The 22,759-nt window shown below is 74.5% G+C and carries 19 protein-coding genes, 1 pseudogene and 1 riboswitch; of the genes and pseudogenes, 9 read left to right on the forward strand and 11 right to left on the reverse strand.

Features of this window, described 5'->3' with window-relative positions:
• Positions 1–92: pseudogene (locus ABZ793_RS27280) on the forward strand (potassium transporter TrkA); the annotation flags it as partial.
• A gap of 10 nt (positions 93–102) precedes the next feature.
• On the opposite strand, the gene ABZ793_RS27285 reads toward ABZ793_RS27280, so the two are convergent.
• A complete protein-coding gene (locus tag ABZ793_RS27285) occupies positions 103–1,359 on the reverse strand; it encodes an FUSC family protein (protein ID WP_357462116.1) in 1,257 nt (418 codons plus the stop codon).
• A 74-nt stretch (positions 1,360–1,433) separates the two neighbouring features.
• Between ABZ793_RS27285 and ABZ793_RS27290 the strand changes: the two genes are divergently transcribed.
• The gene (locus tag ABZ793_RS27290; RefSeq protein WP_357462062.1) at positions 1,434–2,069 is read left to right on the forward strand and encodes a metal-dependent phosphohydrolase; all 636 of its coding nucleotides are present in this window, start codon (positions 1,434–1,436) and stop codon (positions 2,067–2,069) included.
• A 75-nt stretch (positions 2,070–2,144) separates the two neighbouring features.
• Here ABZ793_RS27290 and ABZ793_RS27295 read toward each other — a convergent pair whose 3' ends face one another.
• Positions 2,145–2,468, reverse strand: a complete 324-nt coding sequence (locus ABZ793_RS27295; protein WP_357462063.1) for a DUF4031 domain-containing protein — start codon at positions 2,466–2,468, stop codon at positions 2,145–2,147.
• A 67-nt stretch (positions 2,469–2,535) separates the two neighbouring features.
• Here ABZ793_RS27295 and ABZ793_RS27300 point away from each other — a divergent pair, with 67 nt between their 5' ends.
• Complete coding sequence (locus tag ABZ793_RS27300; RefSeq protein WP_357462064.1) at positions 2,536–3,936, forward strand: FAD-linked oxidase C-terminal domain-containing protein; 1,401 nt, start codon at positions 2,536–2,538, stop codon at positions 3,934–3,936.
• A gap of 169 nt (positions 3,937–4,105) precedes the next feature.
• On the opposite strand, the gene ABZ793_RS27305 is transcribed toward ABZ793_RS27300, so the two are convergent.
• A complete protein-coding gene (locus tag ABZ793_RS27305) occupies positions 4,106–5,923 on the reverse strand; it encodes a glycerol-3-phosphate dehydrogenase/oxidase (RefSeq protein WP_357462117.1) in 1,818 nt (605 codons plus the stop codon).
• 80 nt (positions 5,924–6,003) lie between these two features.
• Here ABZ793_RS27305 and ABZ793_RS27310 point away from each other — a divergent pair, with 80 nt between their 5' ends.
• The 3 genes from ABZ793_RS27310 (at position 6,004) to ABZ793_RS27320 (ending at position 9,786) form a co-directional block, all read left to right on the forward strand.
• The gene (locus tag ABZ793_RS27310; RefSeq protein WP_357462065.1) at positions 6,004–8,526 is read left to right on the forward strand and encodes a S8 family serine peptidase; all 2,523 of its coding nucleotides are present in this window, start codon (positions 6,004–6,006) and stop codon (positions 8,524–8,526) included.
• Between the two features lie 46 nt (positions 8,527–8,572).
• Positions 8,573–9,496 (forward strand): GNAT family N-acetyltransferase, encoded by a 924-nt coding sequence (locus tag ABZ793_RS27315; RefSeq protein WP_357462066.1) that lies wholly within the window; start codon positions 8,573–8,575, stop codon positions 9,494–9,496.
• Between the two features lie 92 nt (positions 9,497–9,588).
• Positions 9,589–9,786, forward strand: coding sequence for a hypothetical protein (locus ABZ793_RS27320; protein WP_350706884.1), 198 nt, complete (start codon positions 9,589–9,591; stop codon positions 9,784–9,786).
• Between the two features lie 59 nt (positions 9,787–9,845).
• Here the strand turns inward: ABZ793_RS27320 and groL are convergent, their stop codons facing one another.
• The 3 genes from groL to ABZ793_RS27335 all read right to left on the reverse strand — a co-directional run bounded on the left by groL (position 9,846) and on the right by ABZ793_RS27335 (position 13,274).
• Positions 9,846–11,468, reverse strand: coding sequence for a chaperonin GroEL (groL, locus tag ABZ793_RS27325; RefSeq protein ID WP_357462067.1), 1,623 nt, complete (start codon positions 11,466–11,468; stop codon positions 9,846–9,848).
• Between the two features lie 275 nt (positions 11,469–11,743).
• Positions 11,744–12,808: a hypothetical protein gene (locus ABZ793_RS27330; RefSeq protein ID WP_357462068.1), complete on the reverse strand. Its 1,065-nt coding sequence runs from the start codon at positions 12,806–12,808 to the stop codon at positions 11,744–11,746.
• Positions 12,809–13,070: 262 nt separating this feature from the next.
• Entirely contained in the window at positions 13,071–13,274 is a 204-nt protein-coding gene (locus tag ABZ793_RS27335; RefSeq protein ID WP_013288855.1) for a cold-shock protein, read from the reverse strand.
• Positions 13,275–13,484: 210 nt separating this feature from the next.
• Here ABZ793_RS27335 and ABZ793_RS27340 point away from each other — a divergent pair, with 210 nt between their 5' ends.
• On the forward strand, positions 13,485–14,030 hold the full coding sequence (locus ABZ793_RS27340) for a GNAT family N-acetyltransferase (RefSeq protein ID WP_357462069.1): 546 nt from the start codon (positions 13,485–13,487) through the stop codon (positions 14,028–14,030).
• Between the two features lie 48 nt (positions 14,031–14,078).
• Here ABZ793_RS27340 and paaN read toward each other — a convergent pair whose 3' ends face one another.
• The 3 genes from paaN to ABZ793_RS27355 form a co-directional block, all read right to left on the reverse strand.
• Entirely contained in the window at positions 14,079–15,752 is a 1,674-nt protein-coding gene (gene paaN / locus ABZ793_RS27345; RefSeq protein WP_357462070.1) for a phenylacetic acid degradation protein PaaN, read from the reverse strand.
• 52 nt (positions 15,753–15,804) lie between these two features.
• On the reverse strand, positions 15,805–16,824 hold the full coding sequence (locus tag ABZ793_RS27350; protein ID WP_357462071.1) for a GNAT family N-acetyltransferase: 1,020 nt from the start codon (positions 16,822–16,824) through the stop codon (positions 15,805–15,807).
• A gap of 447 nt (positions 16,825–17,271) precedes the next feature.
• Positions 17,272–17,784 carry a hypothetical protein gene (locus ABZ793_RS27355; protein WP_350706872.1) on the reverse strand — a complete coding sequence of 171 codons (513 nt, stop codon included), beginning with the start codon at positions 17,782–17,784 and terminating at the stop codon, positions 17,272–17,274.
• Between the two features lie 230 nt (positions 17,785–18,014).
• On the opposite strand from ABZ793_RS27355, the gene ABZ793_RS27360 reads away from it, so the two are divergent.
• Positions 18,015–19,004 (forward strand): LysR family transcriptional regulator, encoded by a 990-nt coding sequence (locus ABZ793_RS27360; protein WP_357462072.1) that lies wholly within the window; start codon positions 18,015–18,017, stop codon positions 19,002–19,004.
• Between the two features lie 27 nt (positions 19,005–19,031).
• Here ABZ793_RS27360 and thrC read toward each other — a convergent pair whose 3' ends face one another.
• Positions 19,032–20,318: a threonine synthase gene (gene thrC, locus ABZ793_RS27365; protein WP_357462073.1), complete on the reverse strand. Its 1,287-nt coding sequence runs from the start codon at positions 20,316–20,318 to the stop codon at positions 19,032–19,034.
• Between the two features lie 10 nt (positions 20,319–20,328).
• Positions 20,329–20,464: riboswitch (SAM riboswitch) on the reverse strand.
• 246 nt (positions 20,465–20,710) lie between these two features.
• On the opposite strand from thrC, the gene ABZ793_RS27370 reads away from it, so the two are divergent.
• Positions 20,711–21,412, forward strand: coding sequence for a hypothetical protein (locus ABZ793_RS27370; protein ID WP_357462074.1), 702 nt, complete (start codon positions 20,711–20,713; stop codon positions 21,410–21,412).
• A gap of 83 nt (positions 21,413–21,495) precedes the next feature.
• Here the strand turns inward: ABZ793_RS27370 and ABZ793_RS27375 are convergent, their stop codons facing one another.
• Positions 21,496–22,419, reverse strand: coding sequence for a hypothetical protein (locus ABZ793_RS27375; RefSeq protein ID WP_357462075.1), 924 nt, complete (start codon positions 22,417–22,419; stop codon positions 21,496–21,498).
• Positions 22,420–22,759: the final 340 nt, after the last annotated feature.

Below are 22,759 nucleotides of genomic sequence, written 5' to 3' on the forward strand. Positions count from 1 at the left end.
CGCTGCTCACCCCGAAGGGCACCCGCTACCTCGACGAGCCGGACTTCCCCGACGAGTACCGCGACGCCGCGCTGGGCCAGGCCGACGCCCTGGGCCCGCGGGTCAGCCGACCGGCGGGGCGGTGGGCGGCTTCGGGGCGGCGGCCGGCTCGGCCTGGCCGCTCGGGGTGTCCTGCTCGCCGAAGGACTCCCGGACCAGGCGGTTCGCCTCCTCCTGGCTGATCCCGGAGGCCACTAGCAGGTCGCTGGCCGTGGTGCGTACCTGCGCGATCACCACGCTGCCGGAGAAGCCCACCCCCTCGCCGTACGCCCGGCCGGCCTCGCTGACCGCGCGCAGCGCCCGCTCCCGTGCCTTCTCCGGCTCCTCGCCGACGGCGAACTCGTGCTTGAGCAGGCGTACCGACTCGGCGAGGTGGGCCGCCGCATCCGGCATCGGCTCCGGCACGGGCTCCTCGTCCTCGATCATGGTGACCGCGCGCCGGATCAGCGTGCCGGCGTTGCGCATCGCCCGGTCGATCGGGTCGGCGGCCTCGGCGTAGTGGGTGAGTTCGTCCCGCCGGTGCCACCGGGCCGGCGAGAGGACGGCGGTCTCCTTCGCCCCCTCGATCGCTTCCGTGAAGGTGGACAGCTCCTCCTGGTTGTTGCGCAGCCGGTCCAGGGCCCGTTGGGCCTTGTCCCGGTCCCGTTCGCGGAGGGCGTCGGCGGTGTCGTCGAGCTGGGCGGCGAGCAGGTCCAGCGCCGGCCGGGCGGCCCGGTTGATCACCCGGAGCGGATTGAGCGGCAGCAGGACCGAGGTGACCAGCAACGCGATCCCGCCGCCGACGAACGCGTCGACGAACCGGGGGATCTCCAGGTTCGCGGTCTTCGGGCTCAGCGTGACGATCAGCACGGCCGTGGCCGCCGCCTGGATGACGATGGACACGCTGGCGCCGGCGAAGATGGTCAGCACGATCGACCCGGTCACCACGAGGCCGAGCTGCCACGCCCCGGTGCCGACCAGGTAGATGAGGAAGTCGCCCACGGCGACCCCGATCGCCACCCCTAGGATCAGCTCCACCGTGCGGCGGAGCCGCTGGCCGACCGAGGCGGCGAGGGTGCCGACCGCGGAGATCGGCGCGAACACCGGCTCCGGGTTGCCCAGCAGATTGTGCGCCGCCCACCAGGACAGGCCGGCGGCGAGGCCGGCCTGCACGGCCAGGCCCCACGCCATCCGCACCCGGTGCAGCCGGTCGTGCAGGGTCGCCCTGCCGCGGTGCCGCAGCTTCTCCATCGCGTCGGCGATGCGGGCCGCGTCGATGTCCGTTCCGCCGTCGCGGCGGATGGCGCGCCGCACCAGCGAGAGTCGACGGTCCCGGGCCACGGCCATGGCGGGGACTACCCGTACCGGGGCGGGTGAATCCTCCGTGTCGGCGGCGGTGCGGCAGACTCGGCCGCATGGCCGACCTTCTCGACCGGTGGCGGGCGGCGGCCCGGGACGCCGGGGCGACCGACGCGGCGGAGCGGGACCGGGCCGGGGCGGAGCTGCTGGCGCGCTGGCGGGAACCGCACCGGCATTACCACACGGTCGCCCACCTGACCGTCGTCCTCGACGTGGTCGACGCGCACGCGCCGTCCGCCGCGCGGCCGGACCTGGTGCGCCTCGCGGCCTGGTGCCACGACGCGATCTACGATCCGCGCGCCGAGGGCGACGCCAACGAGCGGGACAGCGCGGCGCTCGCCGACGCCCTGCTCACCCGGTCGGGGCTGCCGGCCGACGCCGTGGCCGAGGTCCGCCGGCTGGTCCTGCTCACCGCCGGGCACGCCGTCGACCCGGGCGACGCCGACGGCGCGCTGCTCTGCGACGCCGACCTCGCCGTCCTGGCCGCGTCACCCGCGGCGTACGACCACTACGCCGCCGCGATCCGCCGGGAGTACGCGCACGTGCCCGACCCGGCCTTCCGGGCCGGCCGCGCCCGGGTGCTCGCCGGGCTGCTCGCCCTGCCGGCCCTGTTCCGGCTGCCGCCGCTGGCCACCCGCTGGGAAGCCCGGGCCCGCGCCAACCTCACCCGCGAACTGGCCACCCTCCACTGACTCCCGGCCCCCACCCGCTGTCCCTGCCCTCGGCTTCCGCGATCCTGCAGTTTCGGCCCTGTCGAAAGCCGTGGGTCACCGCGTGGGGAGGGCCGGAACCGCAAGATCGCCGGAGGGGCGGGCGGCGGGGGTGCGGGGGCCGGTCAGGTGCTTCGGTCGGCGCAGGCCGGCCTGCCGGAGCAGGCGCACGAGTTCCCGGCTCGGCACCACCCGGGCGCCCAGCCAGACCGCCGCGGCGAACCGCTCGGCGGGAATGTCGTAGTGGTCCCGGTCGAAACCCCGGCGGGGCACCCCCAGCGCCTCGGCGAAGGCGTGCACCTCGGCGTGGGAGACGTCGCTGATCAGGTGGGACCAGAGCCGCCCCCGCGACGGCCAGGCGGGCCGGTCCAGGTAGAGCATGCCGGCCAAGGTACCCGGTGCGCGGGCCGGTTGTCGGTCGCGCGCGGCCGACCGTAGCCTCGGCGGCATGGCCGGACCCCCTCTCCTCGACGACCTGCGGGCGGCGCTCGGCGACGACGCCGTGCTGACCGACCCGGACCTGCTCCGGATGCACGAACGGGACGAGGCGGACCTCTGCGCCGCCGGCACGCCCCTGGTGGTCGTCCGTCCCCGCGACACCGCCCAGGTCTCCGCCGTGCTGCGGGCGGCCGCCCGGCACGGCGTGCCGGTGGTGCCGCAGGGGGCGCGGACCGGGCTGGCCGGCGCGGCCAACGCGGTCGACGGCGCGGTGGTCCTCAGCACGGTCGCGATGGACGCCATCCTGGAGATCGACCCGGTGAGCCGGATCGCCGTGGTGCAGCCCGGCGTGGTCAACGCGACGCTCGCCGCCGCGGTGGCGAAGCAGGGGCTGTGGTACCCGCCCGACCCCGGCTCGTGGGAGTCCTCCACCATCGGCGGCAACGTCGCCACCAACGCGGGCGGAATGTGCTGCGTCAAGTACGGCGTCACCACCGAGTACGTCCTCGGCCTGGAGGTGGTGCTCGCCTCCGGCGAGGTGCTGCGCACCGGCCGCCGCACGGCCAAGGGTGTCGCCGGGTACGACCTCACCCGGCTCTTCGTCGGCTCCGAGGGCACCCTGGGGGTGATCACCGAGGTGACCGTCTCGCTGCGTCCCGCCCCGGCGGAGTCGCTGACCATGGTGGCGGTCTTCCCGTCCACCGCCGCGGCCGGCGCGGCCGTCGCCGAGATCGCCGCCCGGGGCCTCTCCCCCAGCCTGCTGGAGCTGCTGGACCAGACCCACCTGCGGGCGATCGAGGCGTACCGGCCGATGGGCCTGCGGACGGACGCGCAGGCGCTGCTGCTGGCCGCCGCCGACACCGGCGCCCGGGCGGCCGACGACCTGGCCGGGCTGGCCGCGGTCTGCGAGGCGGCCGGCGCCGACGAGGTCTACGCGGCCACCGACGCCGTGGAGGCGGCCGCCCTGTTGCAGGCCCGCCGGCTCGCGCACCCGGCCATGGAGAAGTTCGCCGCGGACGCCTACCCGGGCGGCAACGGCGGTCTGGTCATCGACGACGTGGCGGTGCCCCGGGGCGCGCTGGCGGCGCTGCTGGACGGGGTGGCCCGGATCGCGGCGGAGTGCGACGTGCCGATCGGCGTCGTCGGTCACGCCGGCGACGGCAACATGCACCCGAACATCGTGGTGGACCGGGCCGACCCGGCGAGCCTGGAACGCGGCCGGCGCGCCTTCGACGAGATCATGCGACTCGGCCTGGAGCTGGGCGGCACCTGCACCGGCGAGCACGGCGTGGGTCTGCTCAAGCGGGACTGGCTGGCCCGCGAGATCGGCCCGGTGGGCGTCGCCGTGCACCAGGCGATCAAGGCCGCGCTCGACCCGACCGGCCTGCTCAACCCCGGCAAGGTCCTCTGACCGGCCCCGGCCGGGGGCGCCGGCGGGGCGACGCGCGGCGGGAGCCGCGGGGGCGGCGGGGCGACGCGCGGCGGGAGCCGCGGGGGCGGCGGGGCGACGCGCGGCGGGAGCCGCAGGGGCGGCGGGGCGCCGCGGTCGGCCGCCGAAAGGTAGGGGCTGGAGGGATCAGTCAGCGGGACGACGACGGCAGTTCGACGGGATCGTCGTCCGAGCCGCGGTCGGCCGCGAAGCCCCGGACGTCGGGCGCGCCGAGCCGGGCGGCGTCCGCCGTGGCGTCGTCGGGCATCAGCTGGGACTGGCGTTCCGCCTCCACCCTGGCCCGGTAGTGCTCCACCTCGCGGGCCCGGGTGGCCTCGTCCCAACCGAGCACCGCGCCCATCAGCTCGGCGGCGTGCCCGGCCGACTCCAGGCCGCGGTGCGCGGTCTCGAAGGAGATCCGGGTCCGCCGGGTGAGCACGTCCTCCAGGTGCAGCGCCCCCTCCGCCCGGGCCGCGTACGTCACCTCGGCCGCGAGGTATTCCGGGGCACCGGCCAGCGGGGAGGCGAGCAGCGGGTCGGCGTAGACCAGCGCGAGCAGGTCCAGGCTGAGGGTGCCGTAGCGCTCCAGCAGGTGCTCGACCACCCCGACCGGCATCCCGTGCCGGCGGGCCAGGTCCGCCCGGCCCCGCCACATCGCCGGGTAGCCGTCCGCGCCCAGCAGCGGCAGGTCGGCGGTACGCGAGGGGCGTACGGCGCCGAGCCGGTGGGCGGCCCGGTCGACCACGTCCGAGGCCATCACCCGGTACGTCGTGTACTTGCCGCCGGCGACCAGCAGCAGCCCGAGCATCGGCTCGAAGACGGCGTGCTCGCGGGACAGTTTCGAGGTGGAGTCGGCCTCGCCGGCCAGCAGCGGCCGCAGCCCGGCGTAGACGCCCTCGATGTCGGCCGTGGTGAGCGGCCGGTCCAGCACGGTGTTGACCTGCTCCAGCAAATATTCGATGTCCCGGGCGGAGGCGGCCGGGTGGGACCGGTCGAGCCGCCAGTCGGTGTCGGTGGTGCCGATGATCCAGTGCCCGCCCCACGGGATGACGAAGAGCACGCTGGTCGCCGTACGCAGGATCAGCCCCGCCTCGCCGGTGATCGCCGAGCGGGGCACCACCAGGTGCACGCCCTTGGAGGCCCGGACGCGGATGCCGGGGCGCAGCCCGACGTCGTTCAGCATCCGGGACATGTCGTCGCTCCACACGCCGGTGGCGGCGATGACGGTGCGGGCGCGCACCTCGAACTCGGCGTCCGGGGAGCCGGCCGGCGCCTCCAGGTCGCGGACCCGGACGCCGGTGACCTCGCGGGCCTGCCGGATCAGCCCGACCGCCCGGGCGCTGGGCACCACGGTCGCGCCGAGGCTGGCCGCGGTGCGGGCCAGGGTCACCACCAGCCGGGCGTCGTCGACCTGCCCGTCGTAGTAGCGGATCGCGCCGGCCAGCGCGTCGGGTCGCAGGCTGGGGAAGACCCGGCGGGCGCCCTCGCGGGTCAGGTGGCGGTGCAGCGGCATGCCCCGGCCGCCGCCGAAGATCCCGGCGAAGGCGTCGTACGCCGCCACTCCGGCGCCGTAGTAGGAGCGGCGGAACAGCCGGCCGGGCAGGTCGCGCGCGCCGCGCCCGCCGGGCAGCGGGACCAGGATGGGCACCGGCCGCACCAGGTGCGGGGCGAGCCGGGTGGCGAGCAGGCCGCGCTCGGTGAGCGCCTCGTGCACCAGGTGGAACTCGAGCTGCTCCAGGTAGCGCAGGCCGCCGTGGATCAGCTTGCTGGAGCGGCTGGAGGTGCCGGCGGCGTAGTCGCGCGCCTCCACCAGGGCCACCTTCAGCCCCCGCGAGGCCGCGTCGAGGGCGGCGCCCGCCCCGGTCACCCCACCGCCGATGACCAGCACGTCGAAGCGTTCGGCCCGCAGGCGGCGCAGGTCGGTGGCCCGGCGCTCAGGGGAGAGCTGGCTGGCCTCGGTTCGGGACACGTTGGGGTCGCGCACCCGTCCACGGTAACCGTCACGGCCACACCGGCGGCACACACCGTCCGCGCCGTACTGTCTGAGGAATGGAGATCGGCCCCCCGTTCCCCGCTGGTCAGCCCGCCCCGCTCCCGCCGGCCGCGCCGGCCCGGTCGAGTCCGTGGCCCGTGGTGGCGGCGGTGGTCGCCGGCTGCTGGACGGTCGGGGTCGTGGTGGTCAGCCAGCTCGGCGGGTGGCTGGCCGACCAGATCGTGCTGGCCTCCGGGCTGCACCGCGTGGTGTGGCTCTGGCCGGCGACGGTGCTGTTCACCGTGCTGCTGGTCGGCGCGCCCGCGCTTCCGCTCGCCCTGCTGCCCCGCTCGGCGGCGGTCCGCGCCACCGGCCGGGCCTGGCTGGCCGCGGCACTCGTGTTCGGCGCGCTGGGGCTGCTCCGGGCGCTCCCGCCGGTGCACCACGAGGCGTACCTCGCGGCGCTCGCCGCCACGGCCGCCCTGGCCACCCTCGTCCTGCGGGCGCTCGCCCGCCGCGCCGCCGCCCCGCGCCGGCCCTCCGCCCCGACCGCCACCCTGCTCGGGGTGGCCGGCGGGCTGGCGCTGCTGCTGCCGTGGGTCTGGCTGGGGGCGCTCGGCGGGCTGCTGGAGACGGTGCTCGCCGGGCTCGCCGCCGCCGCCCTGGGCGTGCTGGCCGGGGCGCTGCTGGACGACGCCTTCTGGTCCCGCTTCGCCGTCGGCGAGCCGCCCCGGCCGGCCCGGCTGGTGCTGGTCGGCGGGCTGGTCGCCGGAGTCGCGCTGCTCGTCCTCGCCGCCGGGGTCGGGCAGTCCGGGGCCCAACTGCCCCTGCTGCTGACCCTGCCGCCGGCCGGCTTCGCGCTGGCCGCCCTGCACGCGGCGGCCCGCCGCCCGGCCGCCGCCACCCCGGCCGCGCCGCCGGGCACGGTGCCGGCCGCCCCGTCGGGCACCGCCCCGGCTGGCCCGTCGGACACCAGCGGAAGTGAGCCGGGCGGAAGTGAGCCGGGCGGGCGGGCCGGGGTCCGCGCCGCCACCCGCTGGCTGGTCGGGCTCGCCGTCTTCGGCCCGCTGGCCTTCACCGATCCCGAGGAGATCACCCTCGTCCTGGCCAACACCCGCGACGTGCCGTTCTGGGTGGCGGCCGCCGCCGGCGCCGGACTCGCCGTCGCGGCCGTGCTCGCCGTGGCGTACGGCGTGCTGCTGGCCCGGCCCCGCGGCCGGCGGCCGAGCCGGCGGGTGGCCGGGGTGACCGCCGCGGCGTTGCTGGTCGCGGTCGGCGCGGTGGCCGTCGGCGCGGGCCAGCCCGGCCTGCACGGCGAGCGGCTGTTCGTGGTGCTGCGCGAGCAGGCCGACCTGGGCGGGGTGCCGGCGACGGCCGGGCGGGCCGGCCGGGACGCGCGGGCCGGCGAGGTCTACCGGCGGCTGGTCGACACCGCCGAGCGGACCCAGGCCGACCTGCGCCGGGACCTGCGCCGGCTGCGGCTGGACCACACCTCCTACTACCTGATCAACGCCGTCGAGGTGGACGGCGGGCCGGCGGTGCGGGCCTGGCTGTCCCGCCGGCCGGAGGTGGCCCGGGTGCTGGTCAGCCAGCGGGTGCGGCCGCTGCCCGCGCCGGCCGGCCGCAGTCGGGGCACCGCGCCCGCGCCGGCCGGCCCGGAGTGGAACGTCCGGATGCTCGGCGCGGACCGCGTGTGGTCGCAGCTCGGGGTGGACGGCTCCGGGATCGTGGTGGGCAGCTCCGACTCCGGGGTGGACGGCGGGCACCCGGCGCTGGCCGCCGGCTTCCGGGGCGGCGACGACTCCTGGTACGACCCGTGGGACGGCACCCGCTCCCCGACCGACCAGGGCGGGCACGGCACGCACACCGTGGGCAGCGCGGTGGGCCGAGGGGGGATCGGGGTGGCCCCGGGCGCGCAGTGGGTGGGCTGCGTCAACCTGGACCGCAACCTGGGCAATCCCGGGTACTACCTGGACTGCCTCCAGTTCATGCTGGCGCCCTTCCCGCCCGGCGGGAACCCGTTCACGGACGGGCGCCCGGCGCGCGCCCCGGAGATCCTCACCAACTCGTGGGGCTGCCCGCCGATCGAGGGCTGCGACCCGCGCGCACTCCGGCCGGCCACCGCCGCCCTGGAGGCCGCCGGCATCCTGGTCGTCGCCGCCGCCGGCAACACCGGCCCGTACTGCGGCTCGATCGACGACCCGCCCGCGCCGTACGCGGACGTGCTGACCGTCGGCGCGGTGGACCAGCGGCGCCAGGTCACCGACTTCTCGTCCCGCGGACCGGTGCCGGGGGCGGCGAAGCCGGACCTGGTCGCCCCCGGCGAGGAGGTGCTGTCGGCGATGCCCGGCGGCGGGTACGCCACCATGAGCGGCACCTCGATGGCGACCCCGCAGGTGGCCGGCGTCGTGGCGCTGATGTGGTCGGCCAACCCGGCGCTGGTGGGCGACCTGCCGCGCACCCGGCAGATCCTGCGGGACACGGCGACCCCGGCCGAGGCGACGTACGCCTCCCGGACGGAGACCTGCGGCGGCGACGCGAACATCACCGGCGCCGGCCTGGTCGACGCGTACGCGGCGGTGCGGGCGGCCCGCGGGTGAGCGGCCCTTGCCCTCCCCCGCACCCCGTGCTCTAGGGTCGGCGACCATGGATGCGGAGATCGTCGAGCTGACCGCCGACCGGGCGCCCGTGGTGGAGCTGTGCCGCCGGGCACTGGACCTGCCCGAGGACGCCGCCGAGGCGCCGGCCCTCGTGGCCGCGCTCTGGGCCCGGGCGGCCGCCGACCGGCCGGTCGTCGCGCTGGGCGCGTACCGGGGGGCGGAGCTGGTCGGGGTGCTGGTCTGCTCCCTGTCGGGGCGGGACGCCGGGCTCGGGCACGTGGACCTCGTGGCGGTGCACCCCGACCACCGGCGCCGGGGCGTCGGGCGGGCGCTGCTGTCGTCCGCCGAGCGGACCCTGGCCGGTCTCGGCGCGGCCGAGGTGCTGCTGGCGGGGAACCCGCCGTACTACGCCTGGCCCGGGATCGACGTGCGCTACACCCCGGCGGTCTGCGCCGCGCTGGCGCTCGGCTACCGGCAGGACCGGACGGCGTGGAACATGACCGCCGACCTGTCGTACGACGACTCCCCCGCGTTGCGCTCCACGGAGGCGGCGGAGGCACGGCTGGCCGGCCGGGGTGTCTCGGTCCGCCGCGCCGAGCCGGCCGACCTGCCGGCGCTGGCGGAGTTCGCCCGCGCCACGTTCGGCGGCGCCTGGGACGCGGAGCTGGCCGGCTCGGTGGGCCGGGAAGGGGCGGGCTGCCACCTGGCCGAGCGCGACGGCGAGGTGCTCGGCTTCGCCGCGTACGGGTCGTCCCGGCCGAGCTGGTTCGGGCCGATGGGCACCGCCCCGGCGGCGGAGGGCTCGGGGATCGGCGGGGTGCTGCTGCGCCGCTGCCTGCGCGACCAGCGGGCGGCGGGCGTGACGGCGGCGCAGATCGGCTGGGTGGGGCCGGTGCCGTTCTACTCGGGCAGCGCGGGCGCCCGGATCGAGCGGGTCTTCTTCCTGTACCGCAGGACGCTCGGGGAGTGACGGAAGGGGGCGAAGGGGATATAGACGTCGATAACCCCATTCGCCCCCATCTTTGATCGACGCCCCCTACCGTTTCGGTAGAGGAGGCAGCCATGACCACGGACGACGAACGCCCCGGCCCGTTGCCGTTCGACCGGCTCGACTACGGCGACGCCGAGCAGCAGGCGGAGATGAGCGGTGCCGACGAGCCGACCGACGAGCCGGTGACGCTGGTCGACGAGCCGGTCCAGATCCCGCAGCCGTACGGCCGGGCGCAGAAGAGACGCAACCAACGACCACTGCCGACCTGACGGCGGAAGGGGCGGACCGCTGACGCGGCCCGCCCCTTCCGGCGTACGTGGAACTGGACTCAGAAGTCCATGTCCCCGCCACCCGGACCAGCCGGCGCGGCCGGGGTCTTCTCCGGCTTGTCCGCCACGACGGCCTCGGTGGTGAGGAAGAGCGCCGCGATCGACGAGGCGTTCTGCAGCGCCGAACGGGTCACCTTGGCCGGGTCGATGATGCCCGCGGCCAGCAGGTCGACGTACTCGCCGTTGGCGGCGTTGAGGCCGTGACCCGGCTCGATGTTGCGGACGTGCTCGACGACCACGCCGCCCTCGAGGCCGGCGTTGACGGCGATCTGCCGCAGCGGGGCGTCCAGCGCGATCTTGACGATCTGCGCGCCGGTCGCCTCGTCGCCGGTCAGGTCCAGCTTGTCGAAGGCGGTCTTGCCGGCCTGCACCAGCGCGACGCCACCACCCGGGACGATGCCCTCCTCGACGGCGGCCTTCGCGTTGCGGACGGCGTCCTCGATGCGGTGCTTGCGCTCCTTCAGCTCGACCTCGGTGGCCGCGCCGACCTTGATCACCGCGACGCCGCCGGCCAGCTTGGCCAGCCGCTCCTGCAGCTTCTCGCGGTCGTAGTCGGAGTCGCTCTTGTCGATCTCGGCCCGGATCTGGTTGACCCGGCCCTGGATCTGCTCGGCGTCGCCGGCACCGTCGACGATGGTGGTCTCGTCCTTGGTCACCACGACCTTGCGGGCGCGGCCCAGCATGTCGAGGCCGACGGCGTCCAGCTTGAGGCCGACCTCCTCGCTGATGACCTGGCCACCGGTGAGGATGGCGATGTCGGCCAGCATGGCCTTGCGGCGGTCACCGAAGCCCGGCGCCTTGACGGCGACCGACTTGAAGGTGCCCCGGACCTTGTTGACGACCAGGGTGGCCAGGGCCTCGCCCTCGATGTCCTCGGCGATGATCAGCAGCGGCTTGCCCGACTGCATGACCTTCTCGAGGATCGGGAGCAGGTCCTTGACCGACGAGATCTTGCTGTTGACGATCAGGAGGTAGGGGTCGTCGAAGACGGCCTCCATGCGCTCCGGGTCGGTCATGAAGTAGGCCGAGATGTAGCCCTTGTCGAAGCGCATACCCTCGGTGAGCTCCAGCTCCAGGCCGAAGGTGTTGCTCTCCTCGACGGTGATGACGCCTTCCTTGCCGACCTTGTCCATCGCCTCGGCGATGATCTCGCCGACGGTGCTGTCACCGGCGGAGATGGAGGCGGTGGAGGCGATCTGCTCCTTGGTCTCGACGTCCTTGGCGAGCTTGGACAGCTCCTCCGAGACGCTGGCCACGGCGGCCTCGATGCCCCGCTTCAGGGCCATCGGGTTGGCACCGGCGGCCACGTTGCGCAGACCCTCGCGGACGAGGGCCTGGGCCAGGACGGTCGCCGTCGTCGTGCCGTCACCGGCGACGTCGTCGGTCTTCTTGGCGACCTCCTTGACCAGCTCGGCGCCGATCTTCTCGTAGGGGTCCTCGAGCTCGATCTCCTTGGCGATGCTCACACCATCGTTGGTGATGGTGGGGGCACCCCACTTCTTTTCGAGCACGACGTTGCGGCCCTTGGGGCCGAGGGTCACCTTCACGGCGTCGGCGAGCTGGTTCATGCCCCGCTCGAGGCCCCGGCGCGCCTCTTCGTCGAACGCGATCATCTTGGCCATACGGCGTTGTCCTCCTGGACACTCACGGGCCACCCGGAGGTTGTGTCCCGGATGGGCCGCCTGGTGTACGCACCTTGGGGACGTCGCCACCTGGCGACGACGACGTCTCCTCGGCCGGGCCGGATAGCCCGCGACGACCGGCCATGTGCCGCACCGGCGTGTGGACGCCCGTGCGGCCGTGGCCCTACCGCCCCGACCATTGGCACTCACGGTATGCGAGTGCCAATGACTTGTTTAGCACTCTCCCCTGCCGAGTGCAAGCACGCCCGCCCCGCTCAGCCGAGTTCACCGGCCAGCCGCGCGCTGTCCACCGGCCCCTCGTGGGCGCGCTGCTCGGCGTACGTGACGACCAGGCCGACCAGCTGGGCGAGGTGGGTGGGCAGGCCCAGCACGCCGCCGAGCACCGCCACCGCGATCGCGCCCACCGCCGTGCCGGGCGACTCCAGCGGGGTGACGCCGAACGGCAGCGAGCCGATGCCCTCCACCAGGCCGGCCGCCCCGCCCCCGACGATCACCGCCGCCGCGACGAGCGCCACCCGGCCGAGCAGCAGGCCCAGCCGGTCGTGGAACATCCGGTACGAGCGGCCGATCGGGTGCTGCCGCTCGAAGAGGTAGACCGGGCCGGCCATGCCCAGCGCGAAGGCGAAGTAGATGCCGGGGATGACGCAGAAGCAGACCCCGAGCCCGATGATCACGCTCATCAACAGGGTCCAGCCCCAGAGGCCCGGCGCCCGGCGCAGGCCGTAGCCCAGCGCGGCGCCGACGGTCACCGGCTGGCCGGCCGCCTGCCGGGCGACCACCCAGGTGCCGGCGGCCCAGCCGAGACTCTGCACCAGGCCGAAGACCAGGGCGCCGCCGATCAGCACGGCCATCATGGTGCCGAGGTCGGCCAGGAAGGTGTCGGGCAGCGCGGCCGGGTCGTCGGCCATCGACTCGTCCCACCGGGCCGACGGGTCGACCACCAGCGCGAGCACCGACAGCACCACGGCCGGCAGCACCTGGGTGAGCAGCAGGATCGGCAGCAGCGGCTTCCAGCCCCGGCGCACCGCGCCGACGCACCGGGCGAACCAGCCGTTCACGCCTCCGCCGGGCGGGGTGACCAGCGGGTCGGCGGGGTCGAGGCCGTGGCCGGGCGGGTACCACCCGTGGACCGGCTGCCCCGGGTACGCGACCGGCGCGCCCGGATACCACGGCTGCCCGCCGTACGGGCCGGAGCCGGCCGGGAACCCGCCGGTGGGCGGGAAGACCCACCCCTGCGGCTGCGGCGCGCTCGCGTCGCCGGCCGTGGCGGGGTCGGGATCCCCCGGCGGGGGCGTGGCCTGGGGCGGCTGGTCGGACATGAACCCTCCTCAGCGACGGCTGAACCGGTTCACGATCTTCCCTGCCTGGCGCCCGCACCGCAGTCCGGGGTGCCACGCCACGGACCAGATGGGGCACGCCATGCCTCGCAGGCGGCCGAGCCGGATGCGAGGCATGGTCCTACAGAGGCGGGGTGGCCCTACGGACGGGGCAGCTCGACAGCGCCCACCACACGCCACCACCCCACCCGCCGAACCCACGTGTTCGAAGCGGGTCACCCGCCCGGTCCGTGGCGGACGGGGGTCAGGCGATGACGCGTACGCGCTCGGCCTGGGGCCCCTTCTGGCCCTGGGCGATCTCGAACTCCACCCGCTGGCCGTCGTCCAGCGCCTTGTAGCCGTCCATCTCGATCGCGGAGAAGTGGACGAAGACGTCCTGCCCGCCGTCGACGGCGATGAAGCCGTAGCCCTTTTCGGCGTTGAACCACTTAACGGTGCCCTGTGCCACGGTCCACTTCCTCACTCTGCACGGCGTTCCACAACCCCGGAGACCGGCGGACCGGCACCGGAGGACCACCGAACCGGCGGTCGGGGGAGGCCGCTGCATTCGGTGACCGAAATCGCACGCTACACGAGGCGTGACGACGGCGCACGACCCCAAATCGGGCATATTCCGATCGAGGGGCATCGTCATCCGTCGCTGTGGTAGGCATTCGGCATGACGAGGACGCCGGACGGGCCGGGGCGGGGGTCGGCGGGCACCCGGCACGCGGAGATCCGGCGGGTCCGGCCCCGGGACGCCGCCCGGATGCGGGCGCTGCGGCTGGAGATGCTCGCCGACGCGCCGCTGGCCTTCCTGGAGACCCTCGCCAACGCGGCGGCCCGGCCGCACGCCGACTACGCGGCCCGGATCGCGTACGTGTCGGCCGGCGCGGACACCGCGCAGTTCGTCGCGGACCCGGGCGGCCGGCTGGTCGGGCACGCCGGGGGCACGGTGACCCCGGAGGAGCCCGGGCTGACCGTCGTCTACGCCGTCTACGTCACCCCGTCCTGGCGCGGCACCGGCCTGCTCGGCGAGCTGGTCGAGGCGGTGGCCGCCTGGTCCCGGCAGTGCGGCCGGCCCGAGCTGATGCTGGAGGTGGTGGTCGGCAACGACCGGGCCTACCGCGCCTACCGGCGGCTGGGTTTCGTCGACACCGGCGTGCGCGTGCCGCACCCCACCGTGCCGGCGCTCACCGAACTCCAGATGCGCCGCGCCGCCTGACACGGCTGGGTTTCCGGGGCGGGCCGCCCCGGAAACCCCGACCGCGACTCAGGCGTGCCGACGGGACTGCACGATGCGGAACCGGTTGGCCACGTAGGCGCCGTCGGTGAGCGCGGAGTTGGCCGCCGCGTTCGCGCCGCTGCCGTGGAAGTCGGAAAAGGCCGCCGACTGGTTCACGAAGACCCCGCCGGTCAGGTTGCAGGACAGGTGCACCCCGACCTCGATCGCCGCCGCCTCAGCCGCGTCGAGGACCGCCTCGTCGGTGGAGTAGACCGCCGCGGTGAGCGCGCCCTTCTCGCCGACCGTCGACCGCAGGATCTCCAGGCTGTGCGCCGTCGAGTCCGTCGCGACGGCGAACGAGATCGGCCCGAACCACTCCTTCGAGTAGGTCGCCGTGTCGCCGGCCGCCAGCTTGACCAGCGTCGGGGTGCGGACCACCGCGCCGGGGAAGGCCGGGTGCTCGACCGTACGCGACTCCAGCACCGTCTCGCCGACCTTGGTGACCTCGTCGAGGCGCTCCAGCACCCCGTCGTTGACGATCGCGCCGGTGAGCTCCACCCCGCGCGCCGGGTCGGCGGTGAGCTTGCCGATCGCGGCGGCGATCCCGCCGGCCACCTCGTCGAAGCTCTTGTGCCCCTGGTCGGTGGCGATCCCCTCGGCGGGGATGAGGATGTTCTGCGAGGTGGTGCACATCTGGCCGCTGTAGAGGGTCAGCGTGAAGCCGAGGTTGCGGCACATCCCGGCGAAGTCGTCGGTGGAGTCGACCACCACCGTGTTCAGGCCGGCCTTCTCGGTGTAGACCGCCGCCTGCCGGGCGTTGGCCTCCAGCCAGTCGCCGTACTCGGTGGAACCCGTGAAGTCGACGATCTTCACGGCCGGGTGCAGGGCCAGCGTGGAGGCGAGCTTCTCGCCGGGGGCCTCGGGGGCGAGCAGCACCAGGTTCGGGTCGAAGCCGGCCTCGGCGAGCACCTCCCGGGCGTACCGGACGGTGATGGCCAGCGGCAGCACGGCGCGCGGGTGCGGCTTGACCACCACCGGGTTGCCGGTGACCAGCGAGGCGAACAGCCCCGGGTACGAGTTCCAGGTCGGGAAGGTGTTGCAGCCGATCACCAGCGCCACACCGCGGGGCACCACATGGAAGGTCTTGGTCATCCGCAGCGGGTCGCCCTTGCCGGCGGCCTTCTCCCAGCCCGCCGTCCCCGGGTGCCGGGTCATCTCCGCGTACGCGTAGGCGACCGCCTCCAGCGCGCGGTCCAGCGCGTGCGCGCCGCCGGCCTGGAAGGCCATCACGAACGCCTGGCCGCTGGTGAACTGCACCGCGTTGGCCAGCTCGAAGATGTGCTTGTGCAGCCGGTCGAGGATCTCCAGGCAGACGCCCACCCGGGTCTGCGGGCCGGCGTCGCGCCAGCTCGGCAGGGCGGTGGAGGCGGCGGCGACCAGCTCGTCGGCCCCGGCGTGCGGGTAGCGGACGCCCAGCTCGACGCCGAACGGGCTGGTCTCGGTGGCGACCCGGTCGCCGGTGCCCGGCTGGTCGAGGGGGAAGTCGCCGCCGAGGTACGCCTCGAAGGCGGCCTTGCCGTCGGCGGCGGCGGTCTCGCCGTAGACCCGTGGGCTGGGCGACTCGGGGTAGGCGGACCAGTACCCGCGCTCCGTGATCGCGGTCAGCGCACGGGTCAGGGTGTCGGCGTGCCTGTCGTACAGGGGGTGCGGGGTCTCCGTCATGCCCGCCATCATGCAACAGGAAGCCCCAGGATCAGTAGGGCCGTGTCACAACTCAGATCGTGAGCTGCCAGTCGGTCCAGCCGTCGACCCGGCGGAAGCCGAGCTGCTCGTTGATCGTGATCATGTAGCTGTTCTCGGCCGCGTTGAAGGTGTCGATCGCGCGCACCGCCGGCTCGTGGGCGAGCAGGTGCCGCAGATTCTCGATCTTGACGAGCAGACCGAGCCGGTGCCCCCGGTGAGCGGGGTCGACGATGGTGATCTGCTGGAACGCGTGCCAGTCGGCGGAGGGGCCCACGTCGAGCAGGGTCCAGGCGGCCACCCGGCCGGACGCCTCGTGGCGCACCGCCGTGTGGTAGCGCCGCCGCCCCCGCGCCTCCAGCGCCCGCTCGATGCCGCGGACCCGTTCGACGTCGATCCGCTCGGGCTCCCACTCCACGTCGCCGAGGGGCGCGTCGGCCATCAGCCGGCCGTCGAGGTAGGCGATGTCGGCGACGTGCTCGTCGGGGGTGCTCCCCTGCCAGCGGAGGACGCGGTAGCCGTCGGCCCGGGTGCGGGCGTCGGCCAGCGCGGCGTCCAGCCCGTCGTGGTCGAGCCGGGTGGTGTCGAGCCGGCTGCGGATCTCGGCCAGCGCCGGCTGCGCGCCGGTCGACGCGGCGAAGGCGGCGCCGGCCTCGGGCCGGGGCGGGCCGCCGGGCAGCGCGGCGACCGCCATCCCCAGCACCCGCTTGCGGCCCCGCTCGCGCAGCAGCCGTACGGCGTGCTCGTGCAGCGCCCGGCCCACCCCGCGACGCCGGTGGGCCGGGTCCACGATCAGGTCGGCGGTGGCGTTCTCGGTGTTGTCGAGCTGCGGCAGGTCCAGCGCGAGGTAGCCGGCCGGCACGCCGTCGAGCCGGGCCAGCGCCCAGATCGCGGCGTTGCCGGGCATCGGGTGCCGGATCGCGGCCTCGAAGCGCCGCCGGCAGAAGGGCGGGAAGTCCGGCAGGTCGACGTCGTTGGCCGCCGCCCCGATCCGGTAGGCCGCATCGATCGCGGCCTGGTCGGCGGCGTCGATCGGCGCGATCGTGATGCTCATGCCCCGAGGGTGGCCCGGAAACGACGATCGGGCCAGCGATTTAACCGCTGGCCCGATCGGACGCTGGTCGGGAGGGACACTCGCACAACGCCTCCGGCGTTGGGTCGCAAGAACTCAAAGTCTCCGGCGAGACGCCCTCCCGCACGAAGCATCTTGCGCCGCCCGGTTCCTGCCGTCAAGTCCTTGTCGGCGCGTTTTCCGCACTCACAGCGAAAAGCCAGTTACCCGGCGGATCGACCCGATCCCCCGTCCGGGTGAGTCGCCCCTCCCCCGTTCCTCCCGACCGCCCCCGCGATCTTGCGCTTCGCGCCCCTGACCTGCCCGGAACCCCGGATGGACCGGGCGGCGCCCACGGTGGCCGTCGGACACGTCACCGGGGGCGCCGGCCTGTCCCGTGACGACAACGGGCGGCCGGCGCCCCGTGGTGCCGGCCGCCCGTTCGCCGCGTCAGCCCGCCTTGCTGAACTCGATCGAGATCGACTCGACCGCCTTCTTGCGGGTCATCGACCGCTCCAGGCCCATCGCCTCCAGCGCGTCGTTGACGCTGTCCACGTACGCCGTCAGGCTCGGCGTGGCGGCGTAGTAGGTGCCGGTCGTGGTCTGGGTGGACGCGCACGTCGTGTCGGTGATCCCACACGCCATCGTGTAGTGCGTGGCGCTGGTCCACTGGGTGGTGGCGCCCTGCACGTACAGGCGGGTGTTCACCCGGCACGCCGCGAACAGGTACGGGTTGCGGACCGTGGTGGTGAACGTCGCGGTGTCGGTGCCGGGCCAGTAGCTCACGGTCGACTCCGCCACGCAGCCGCCGTCGAAGCTGCTCGACGACTTGCTGACGGTGTACTTGTCCAGCGTCCCGGCCGCCGCCGGCGTGGCGCCGAGGGCCACCACACCGAGGGAGGCGGCCAGCATGGTGAAGGCGGTCACGGCCGCCCGGGTGACGCGGGCCGGTGCTGCGTTCATGGGAACCCCTCTCGTGCCGGCCGGGTGGTCGCGGCCGATCGCAATTCGTCGCCTATGTGACAGGCGGCGGTGGACCCCGGGAGCTTCCGGGTACCGCCACCTGGAGATTCTTCGGCCGGGTCGGGAGGGCTGTCCAAGACGCGACAAAGATGGGCCATAGGACGGACCTATGAGTGCTGGTAGATCTTCTGATCATCGATGCCCGCGGGGGGCGGGCAAGGGGGATCGTCATGGTGGAACTACGTCAACTCCGGTACTTCCTCGCCGTCGCCGAGGAGCGGTCCTTCACCCGCGCCGCCGCGCTGCTGCACGTCAGTCAGCCGACGCTGAGCCAGCAGATCCGCGCCCTGGAGCGGTCGGTGCGCGCGCCGCTGTTCCACCGGGAGCCGGCGGGCGTCCGACTCACCGAGGCCGGATCCGCGCTGCTCGAACCGGCCCGGCGGGCCGTGGTCGAGGTCGCCGACGGCGTACGGGCGGCCCGGGACACCGTCGGCACCGGCGACGGCACGCTACGCGTCGGCTTCAGCACCGGCGGGGCCGGCGACCTCCTCGCGTCGATCCTGCCCGCCTGGCAGCGGGCCGCCCCCGAGGTACGGCTGGTCCTGCGCGAACTGACCGTGGGCGGGCTGTACACCGCCCTGCTGGAGGACCAGATCGACGTGGCGCTCACCCGGCTGCCGCTGGACCCCGAACGGCACGACTGGACGGTGCTGTTCGCCGAGCCCCGCGTCCTCGCGCTGAACGCCCGGAATCCCCTGGCCGACGCCGGGGCGGCGGTGTCGCTGGCGGACGTGCTCACGCTGGCCATGCCCCGGATCGAGGACGTGCCGACGATCCGCGACTACTGGCTGCTCAACGACTACCGCGACGGCTGCCCGCCGCAGCAACGCGGGGTGACGGTCACCTCGCCGGCGGAGATGGCGTACCTGATCCTCCAGGACCCGTCGGTGGTGGCCGTGGGCCCCCGCACGGCACGCGGGCTCTCGCCCCTCGCGGAGCTGCGCTTCGTGGAGCTGTCCGAGGTCGCCCCGGTGCCCTTCGTCGCGGCTGCCCGACGGCACGACCGCCGTGCGGCCGTGCTCGCCTTCCGTCAGGTCGCGGCGACGGTCGCGCGCCGCCTGCACGGCGTGTCCACGCCGGCCGGTGGCAGACCGGACCGGCTGGCCGACGTCGAGGCGAGGCGCGCGACCGGCGCCGGGGCGGGCCGGGCCGGCGGCTGAGCCGCGAGCGGTCACCGGCCTCGGAGCTCAGCCGAGGAGGCCGGCGTCGCGGGCGGCGCGCAGCGAGGGCCTGATGCGGTGGGTGGGGCCGGCCTGGGCGGCGATCGCGTCGAGGGTCTTGAGCCCCTCGCCGGTGTTGAAGACGACGGTCTCCGCGGTCGGGTCGAGCCGGCCGGACTCGACCAGCTTGCGCAGCACCGCCACCGTCACCCCGCCGGCGGTCTCGGCGAACACGCCGGTGGTGCGGGCCAGCAGCCGGATGCCGGCGCGGATCTCGTCGTCGTCGACGTACTCCATCCAGCCCCCGGTGCGGCGCACCGCCTCCAACGCGTAGAGGCCGGCGGCCGGGTCGCCGATGTTCAGCGACTTGGCGATGCCCGTCGGCTTGACCGGGGTGATCGTGTCGGTGTCGGCGTGCAGGGCGGCGGCGATCGGGTTGCAGCCGGCCGACTGGGCGCCGAAGACCTTCCAGCCGGCGGCCGGCGCCTCGACCAGCCCGATCTCGACCAGTTCGGCGAACGCCTTGTCGATCTTGGTCAGCAGCTCCCCGGAGGCCATCGGGATGACCACCTGGGCCGGGATCCGCCAGCCGAGCTGCTCGGCCACCTCGTAGCCGAGCGTCTTCGACCCCTCGGCGTAGTAGGGGCGGACGTTGACGTTGACGAACGCGGTGTCCTCGAACTCGTCCGTCTCCACCAGCTCGCCGCAGAGCCGGTTCACGTCGTCGTACGAGCCGTCGACGGCGACCAGCTCGCCGCCGTAGACGGCGGTCGTGACGACCTTGCCCTGCTCCAGGTCGCCGGGGATGAAGACCACCGACGGCGCCCCGGCCCGGGCGGCGTGCGCGGCGACCGAGTTGGCCAGGTTGCCGGTGGAGGCGCAGGCGTAGCGGCTGAAGCCGAGCGCCCGGGCGGCGGTCAGCGCGACCGAGACCACCCGGTCCTTGAACGAGTGGGTCGGGTTGCCGCTGTCGTCCTTGACCCAGAGCGGGGCGGTGATGCCCAGCTCGGCCGCGAGGTGCGGGGCGGCGACCAGCGGGGTGAAGCCCGGGTCGAGGGTGACCCTGGTCGCCGGGTCCTGGCCGGCGGGCAGCAGCGCGGCGTACCGCCAGATGTTCTGCGGGCCGGCCTCGATCTGCTCCCGGGTGACCGTCGCCAGCGCGGCGGCGTCGTAGTCGACCTCCAGCGGACCGAAACACTCGTAGCAGGCGTGCTGGGCGGCGAGCGGGTAGCGGGCCGAACAGGCGCGGCAGACCAGGGCGCGGGCGGGGCTGGCGGTGGTGTCGATGCCGGAGACGGCGAACGTCGACGTCATGTCGAGGGTCCTCTCATCTTTCCCCGCATCGCACCCTGCGGCGGGGACGGAATTGGCACCTGCCCCGCCGGTCGCTCTGCGGTGAGCGCGCGGGGTGGTTGCCGGGGCGTCGTCGGGCCGTATCCCTCAGCCCCTCTGGATGAGGTATGCAGTTGTACCTGCGAGTTTAAGCACCGACGCCGCCCGGATCGACGACAGATCCCAGGATGTGAGCGATCCCGCAGTCGCCGCCGAGCCGCGGGGGCGGCCTCTCCTCGACGGTACGGATTCACCCTGCCAGCTCGCCGCCGTCGCGCAGCGGGAGCAACGCGTCCGGGCTCCCACGAAGCGACGGCGCGCCCATGGCGCGCTCCCGTTACGGTGCAGGCACATCGACGGAAAGGAACGCGCGAATGCGTCGCAAGCTCGTCCCGGTGGTGGCGCTCTCCATGGCCTGCCTGCTGGCGCTGACCACCGCCTGCTCCACGGGCAACCGGAAGAAGCGGGACCGGTCCGCCGACCGGCCCGCCGGCACCGGCGCGAAGCGGGACGACGTCGACGCCCGGACGACCCCGACCCCCCGCCGCACCGGCGACCAGGTCACCTGCCTCGAACTGCGCAACACCCGGATCGGCAGCAGCCGGGTCCGCTACCGCGGGTACGCCGCCCCGATCCGCCTCACCGCCGGTCGCTGGGCCGACCGGGACGGCACGACGGTGGAGTTACAGCGGCCGTGCGCCATCGGCGACCTCGACGGCGACGGTGCGGGCGACGCGATCGGCGTGGTCATGCTCGACGGCGGCGGCACCGGCCGCTTCTTCACCCTCGCCGCCTGGCGCAACGTCGGGGGCGAACCGGACTACCAGGCCCAGGTCGACCTCGGCGACCGTACGCCGGTGGAGAGCGTCAGCGTGCGCGACGGCAGGGCGACGGTGGTCTACCTGACCCGGCCCGCGGACGGCCCGATGGCCGAGCTGAGCATCCGGCGTACCGCCGTCTACCAGCTCAGGGGAACGACGCTGGCCGAGCTGAGCCACACCGACGCCCGGGTTGCCGACACGTCCGACGACGGGGACACGTCGACTACCCGCAAGCGCAGGCCCCGTTCCCGCTGACGTCCCGCCGGTGGTCGTACCGAGCCCAAGCCCGCGCCGGCCGATCCGCCGGCGCGGGCTCCGGCCGTGACGAGCATGCCGGCTCAGCGTGGGACCGGTCGGTGGGCCGGTGGCCTCGGTAGCCGTACGGATCCGGTGGCCCGGCAACCCTGCTGACTCACCTCGCCGAGGCAGCCCCACCCCGAGGCCGGGACGCGCTCGAAGTACTGGACGGGCTGCGAGGGGATGGCCTCGGTGGTGAGCGTGCCGGTGCCGCTCGGGATGCGTTGCTCATGGGAACCGGTCGTGTCGGTGTAGGAGGCGACGATGTGCCACTCGCAGGTGTGGGTGGACACCTCCGGCTGGATACGGAAGGCCATGTTCGACTGACCGTTGCCCAGCTCGACGACGTTGCGGCGGAAGTACAGCTGGCCCTCCTGCGGCTCGCCCTCGTCCAGGACGTACGGGCCGTGCGGCTTGTCCGTCGGCCCACCGGTCAGGTCCCACAGCAGGCCCTGCCGGGACTCCGCACCCGCCGGGGGGACGGTGACGACGGTCTTCGCCGTGGGTACGTGGCACGAGTCCTTGACGGCGGTCATGTTGTTGATCGTGAGTCCGGCGGCGCGATCGCTGTTCAGGTTCAGGTCGAACGTCTGGGCAACGCCGCGATTCTCGTTGCCGTCCTCAAACGGCGCCACATAGGACGCGTGCTCGACCATCCGGCCGCCGAGCGGCTTCATGAACTCCCACACCTCTGACGCGTCGCCGTTCAGGGCGGTGAGGGTGGCCTGTTCGCCTTCGGTCAGCGACCGGTCGAGCAGCACGGTGAAGGCCTCGGGCAGGTCCCGGTCGTAGTCGATGGGAGTGACGGTGGACACGAACGCGGGTTGCTCACGGTCCACCGCCTTCTGCGCCTGCTTGTCCGAGCGGGCCCGCTCGGTGGCCGTCGACCGGTCCAGGAGAAAGTTGGCCTGGTAGGCGAACAGCATGCCGACCACGACGATGACGGCGGCGGCGGTCGCGTACACCGCACGCTGCTTCGGCGGAAGCCCGCGAAACCCGGGCAGTCGCTGATCCGCCAGCACGGCCCAGGCTCCCGGCCTGGGCGACTGCCCAGCCGACTGCTCCGGTGGCGGGGCGGGCGGGGACGTGGACGACGGTTCGGCCGGCGACACGGGCGGGGACACGGGCGACGGCTCGCCTGGCGGGGCGGGCGGGGACGTGGACGACGACTCGCCTGGCGGTGCGGGCGGGGACGCGGACGACGGCTCGGCTGGCGGCTCGGGCTGCGGCACGGCGGGCGGAGTGGCCATACCCGATTCTCACTCACAGGCGCCACACCCTTACGATGCGACAGGACTCCGCCGG

Source organism: Micromonospora sp. NPDC047465 (assembly GCF_040643125.1).
Taxonomy (GTDB): Bacteria; Actinomycetota; Actinomycetes; order Mycobacteriales; family Micromonosporaceae; genus Micromonospora.

What these genes read in the sequence shown, in the direction of transcription:
- ABZ793_RS27360 (WP_357462072.1), top strand. Translation starts at nt 18,015, where the DNA reads ATGGTGGAACTACGTCAACTCCGGTACTTCCTCGCCGTCGCCGAGGAG.
- ABZ793_RS27295 (WP_357462063.1), bottom strand. Translation starts at nt 2,468, where the DNA reads ATGCTCTACCTGGACCGGCCCGCCTGGCCGTCGCGGGGGCGGCTCTGG.
- paaN (WP_357462070.1), bottom strand. Translation starts at nt 15,752, where the DNA reads ATGACGGAGACCCCGCACCCCCTGTACGACAGGCACGCCGACACCCTG.
- groL (WP_357462067.1), bottom strand. Translation starts at nt 11,468, where the DNA reads ATGGCCAAGATGATCGCGTTCGACGAAGAGGCGCGCCGGGGCCTCGAG.
- ABZ793_RS27350 (WP_357462071.1), bottom strand. Translation starts at nt 16,824, where the DNA reads ATGAGCATCACGATCGCGCCGATCGACGCCGCCGACCAGGCCGCGATC.
- ABZ793_RS27300 (WP_357462064.1), top strand. Translation starts at nt 2,536, where the DNA reads ATGGCCGGACCCCCTCTCCTCGACGACCTGCGGGCGGCGCTCGGCGAC.
- ABZ793_RS27320 (WP_350706884.1), top strand. Translation starts at nt 9,589, where the DNA reads ATGACCACGGACGACGAACGCCCCGGCCCGTTGCCGTTCGACCGGCTC.
- ABZ793_RS27310 (WP_357462065.1), top strand. Translation starts at nt 6,004, where the DNA reads ATGGAGATCGGCCCCCCGTTCCCCGCTGGTCAGCCCGCCCCGCTCCCG.
- ABZ793_RS27330 (WP_357462068.1), bottom strand. Translation starts at nt 12,808, where the DNA reads ATGTCCGACCAGCCGCCCCAGGCCACGCCCCCGCCGGGGGATCCCGAC.
- ABZ793_RS27355 (WP_350706872.1), bottom strand. Translation starts at nt 17,784, where the DNA reads ATGAACGCAGCACCGGCCCGCGTCACCCGGGCGGCCGTGACCGCCTTC.
- ABZ793_RS27290 (WP_357462062.1), top strand. Translation starts at nt 1,434, where the DNA reads ATGGCCGACCTTCTCGACCGGTGGCGGGCGGCGGCCCGGGACGCCGGG.
- thrC (WP_357462073.1), bottom strand. Translation starts at nt 20,318, where the DNA reads ATGACGTCGACGTTCGCCGTCTCCGGCATCGACACCACCGCCAGCCCC.
- ABZ793_RS27340 (WP_357462069.1), top strand. Translation starts at nt 13,485, where the DNA reads ATGACGAGGACGCCGGACGGGCCGGGGCGGGGGTCGGCGGGCACCCGG.
- ABZ793_RS27370 (WP_357462074.1), top strand. Translation starts at nt 20,711, where the DNA reads ATGCGTCGCAAGCTCGTCCCGGTGGTGGCGCTCTCCATGGCCTGCCTG.
- ABZ793_RS27315 (WP_357462066.1), top strand. Translation starts at nt 8,573, where the DNA reads ATGGATGCGGAGATCGTCGAGCTGACCGCCGACCGGGCGCCCGTGGTG.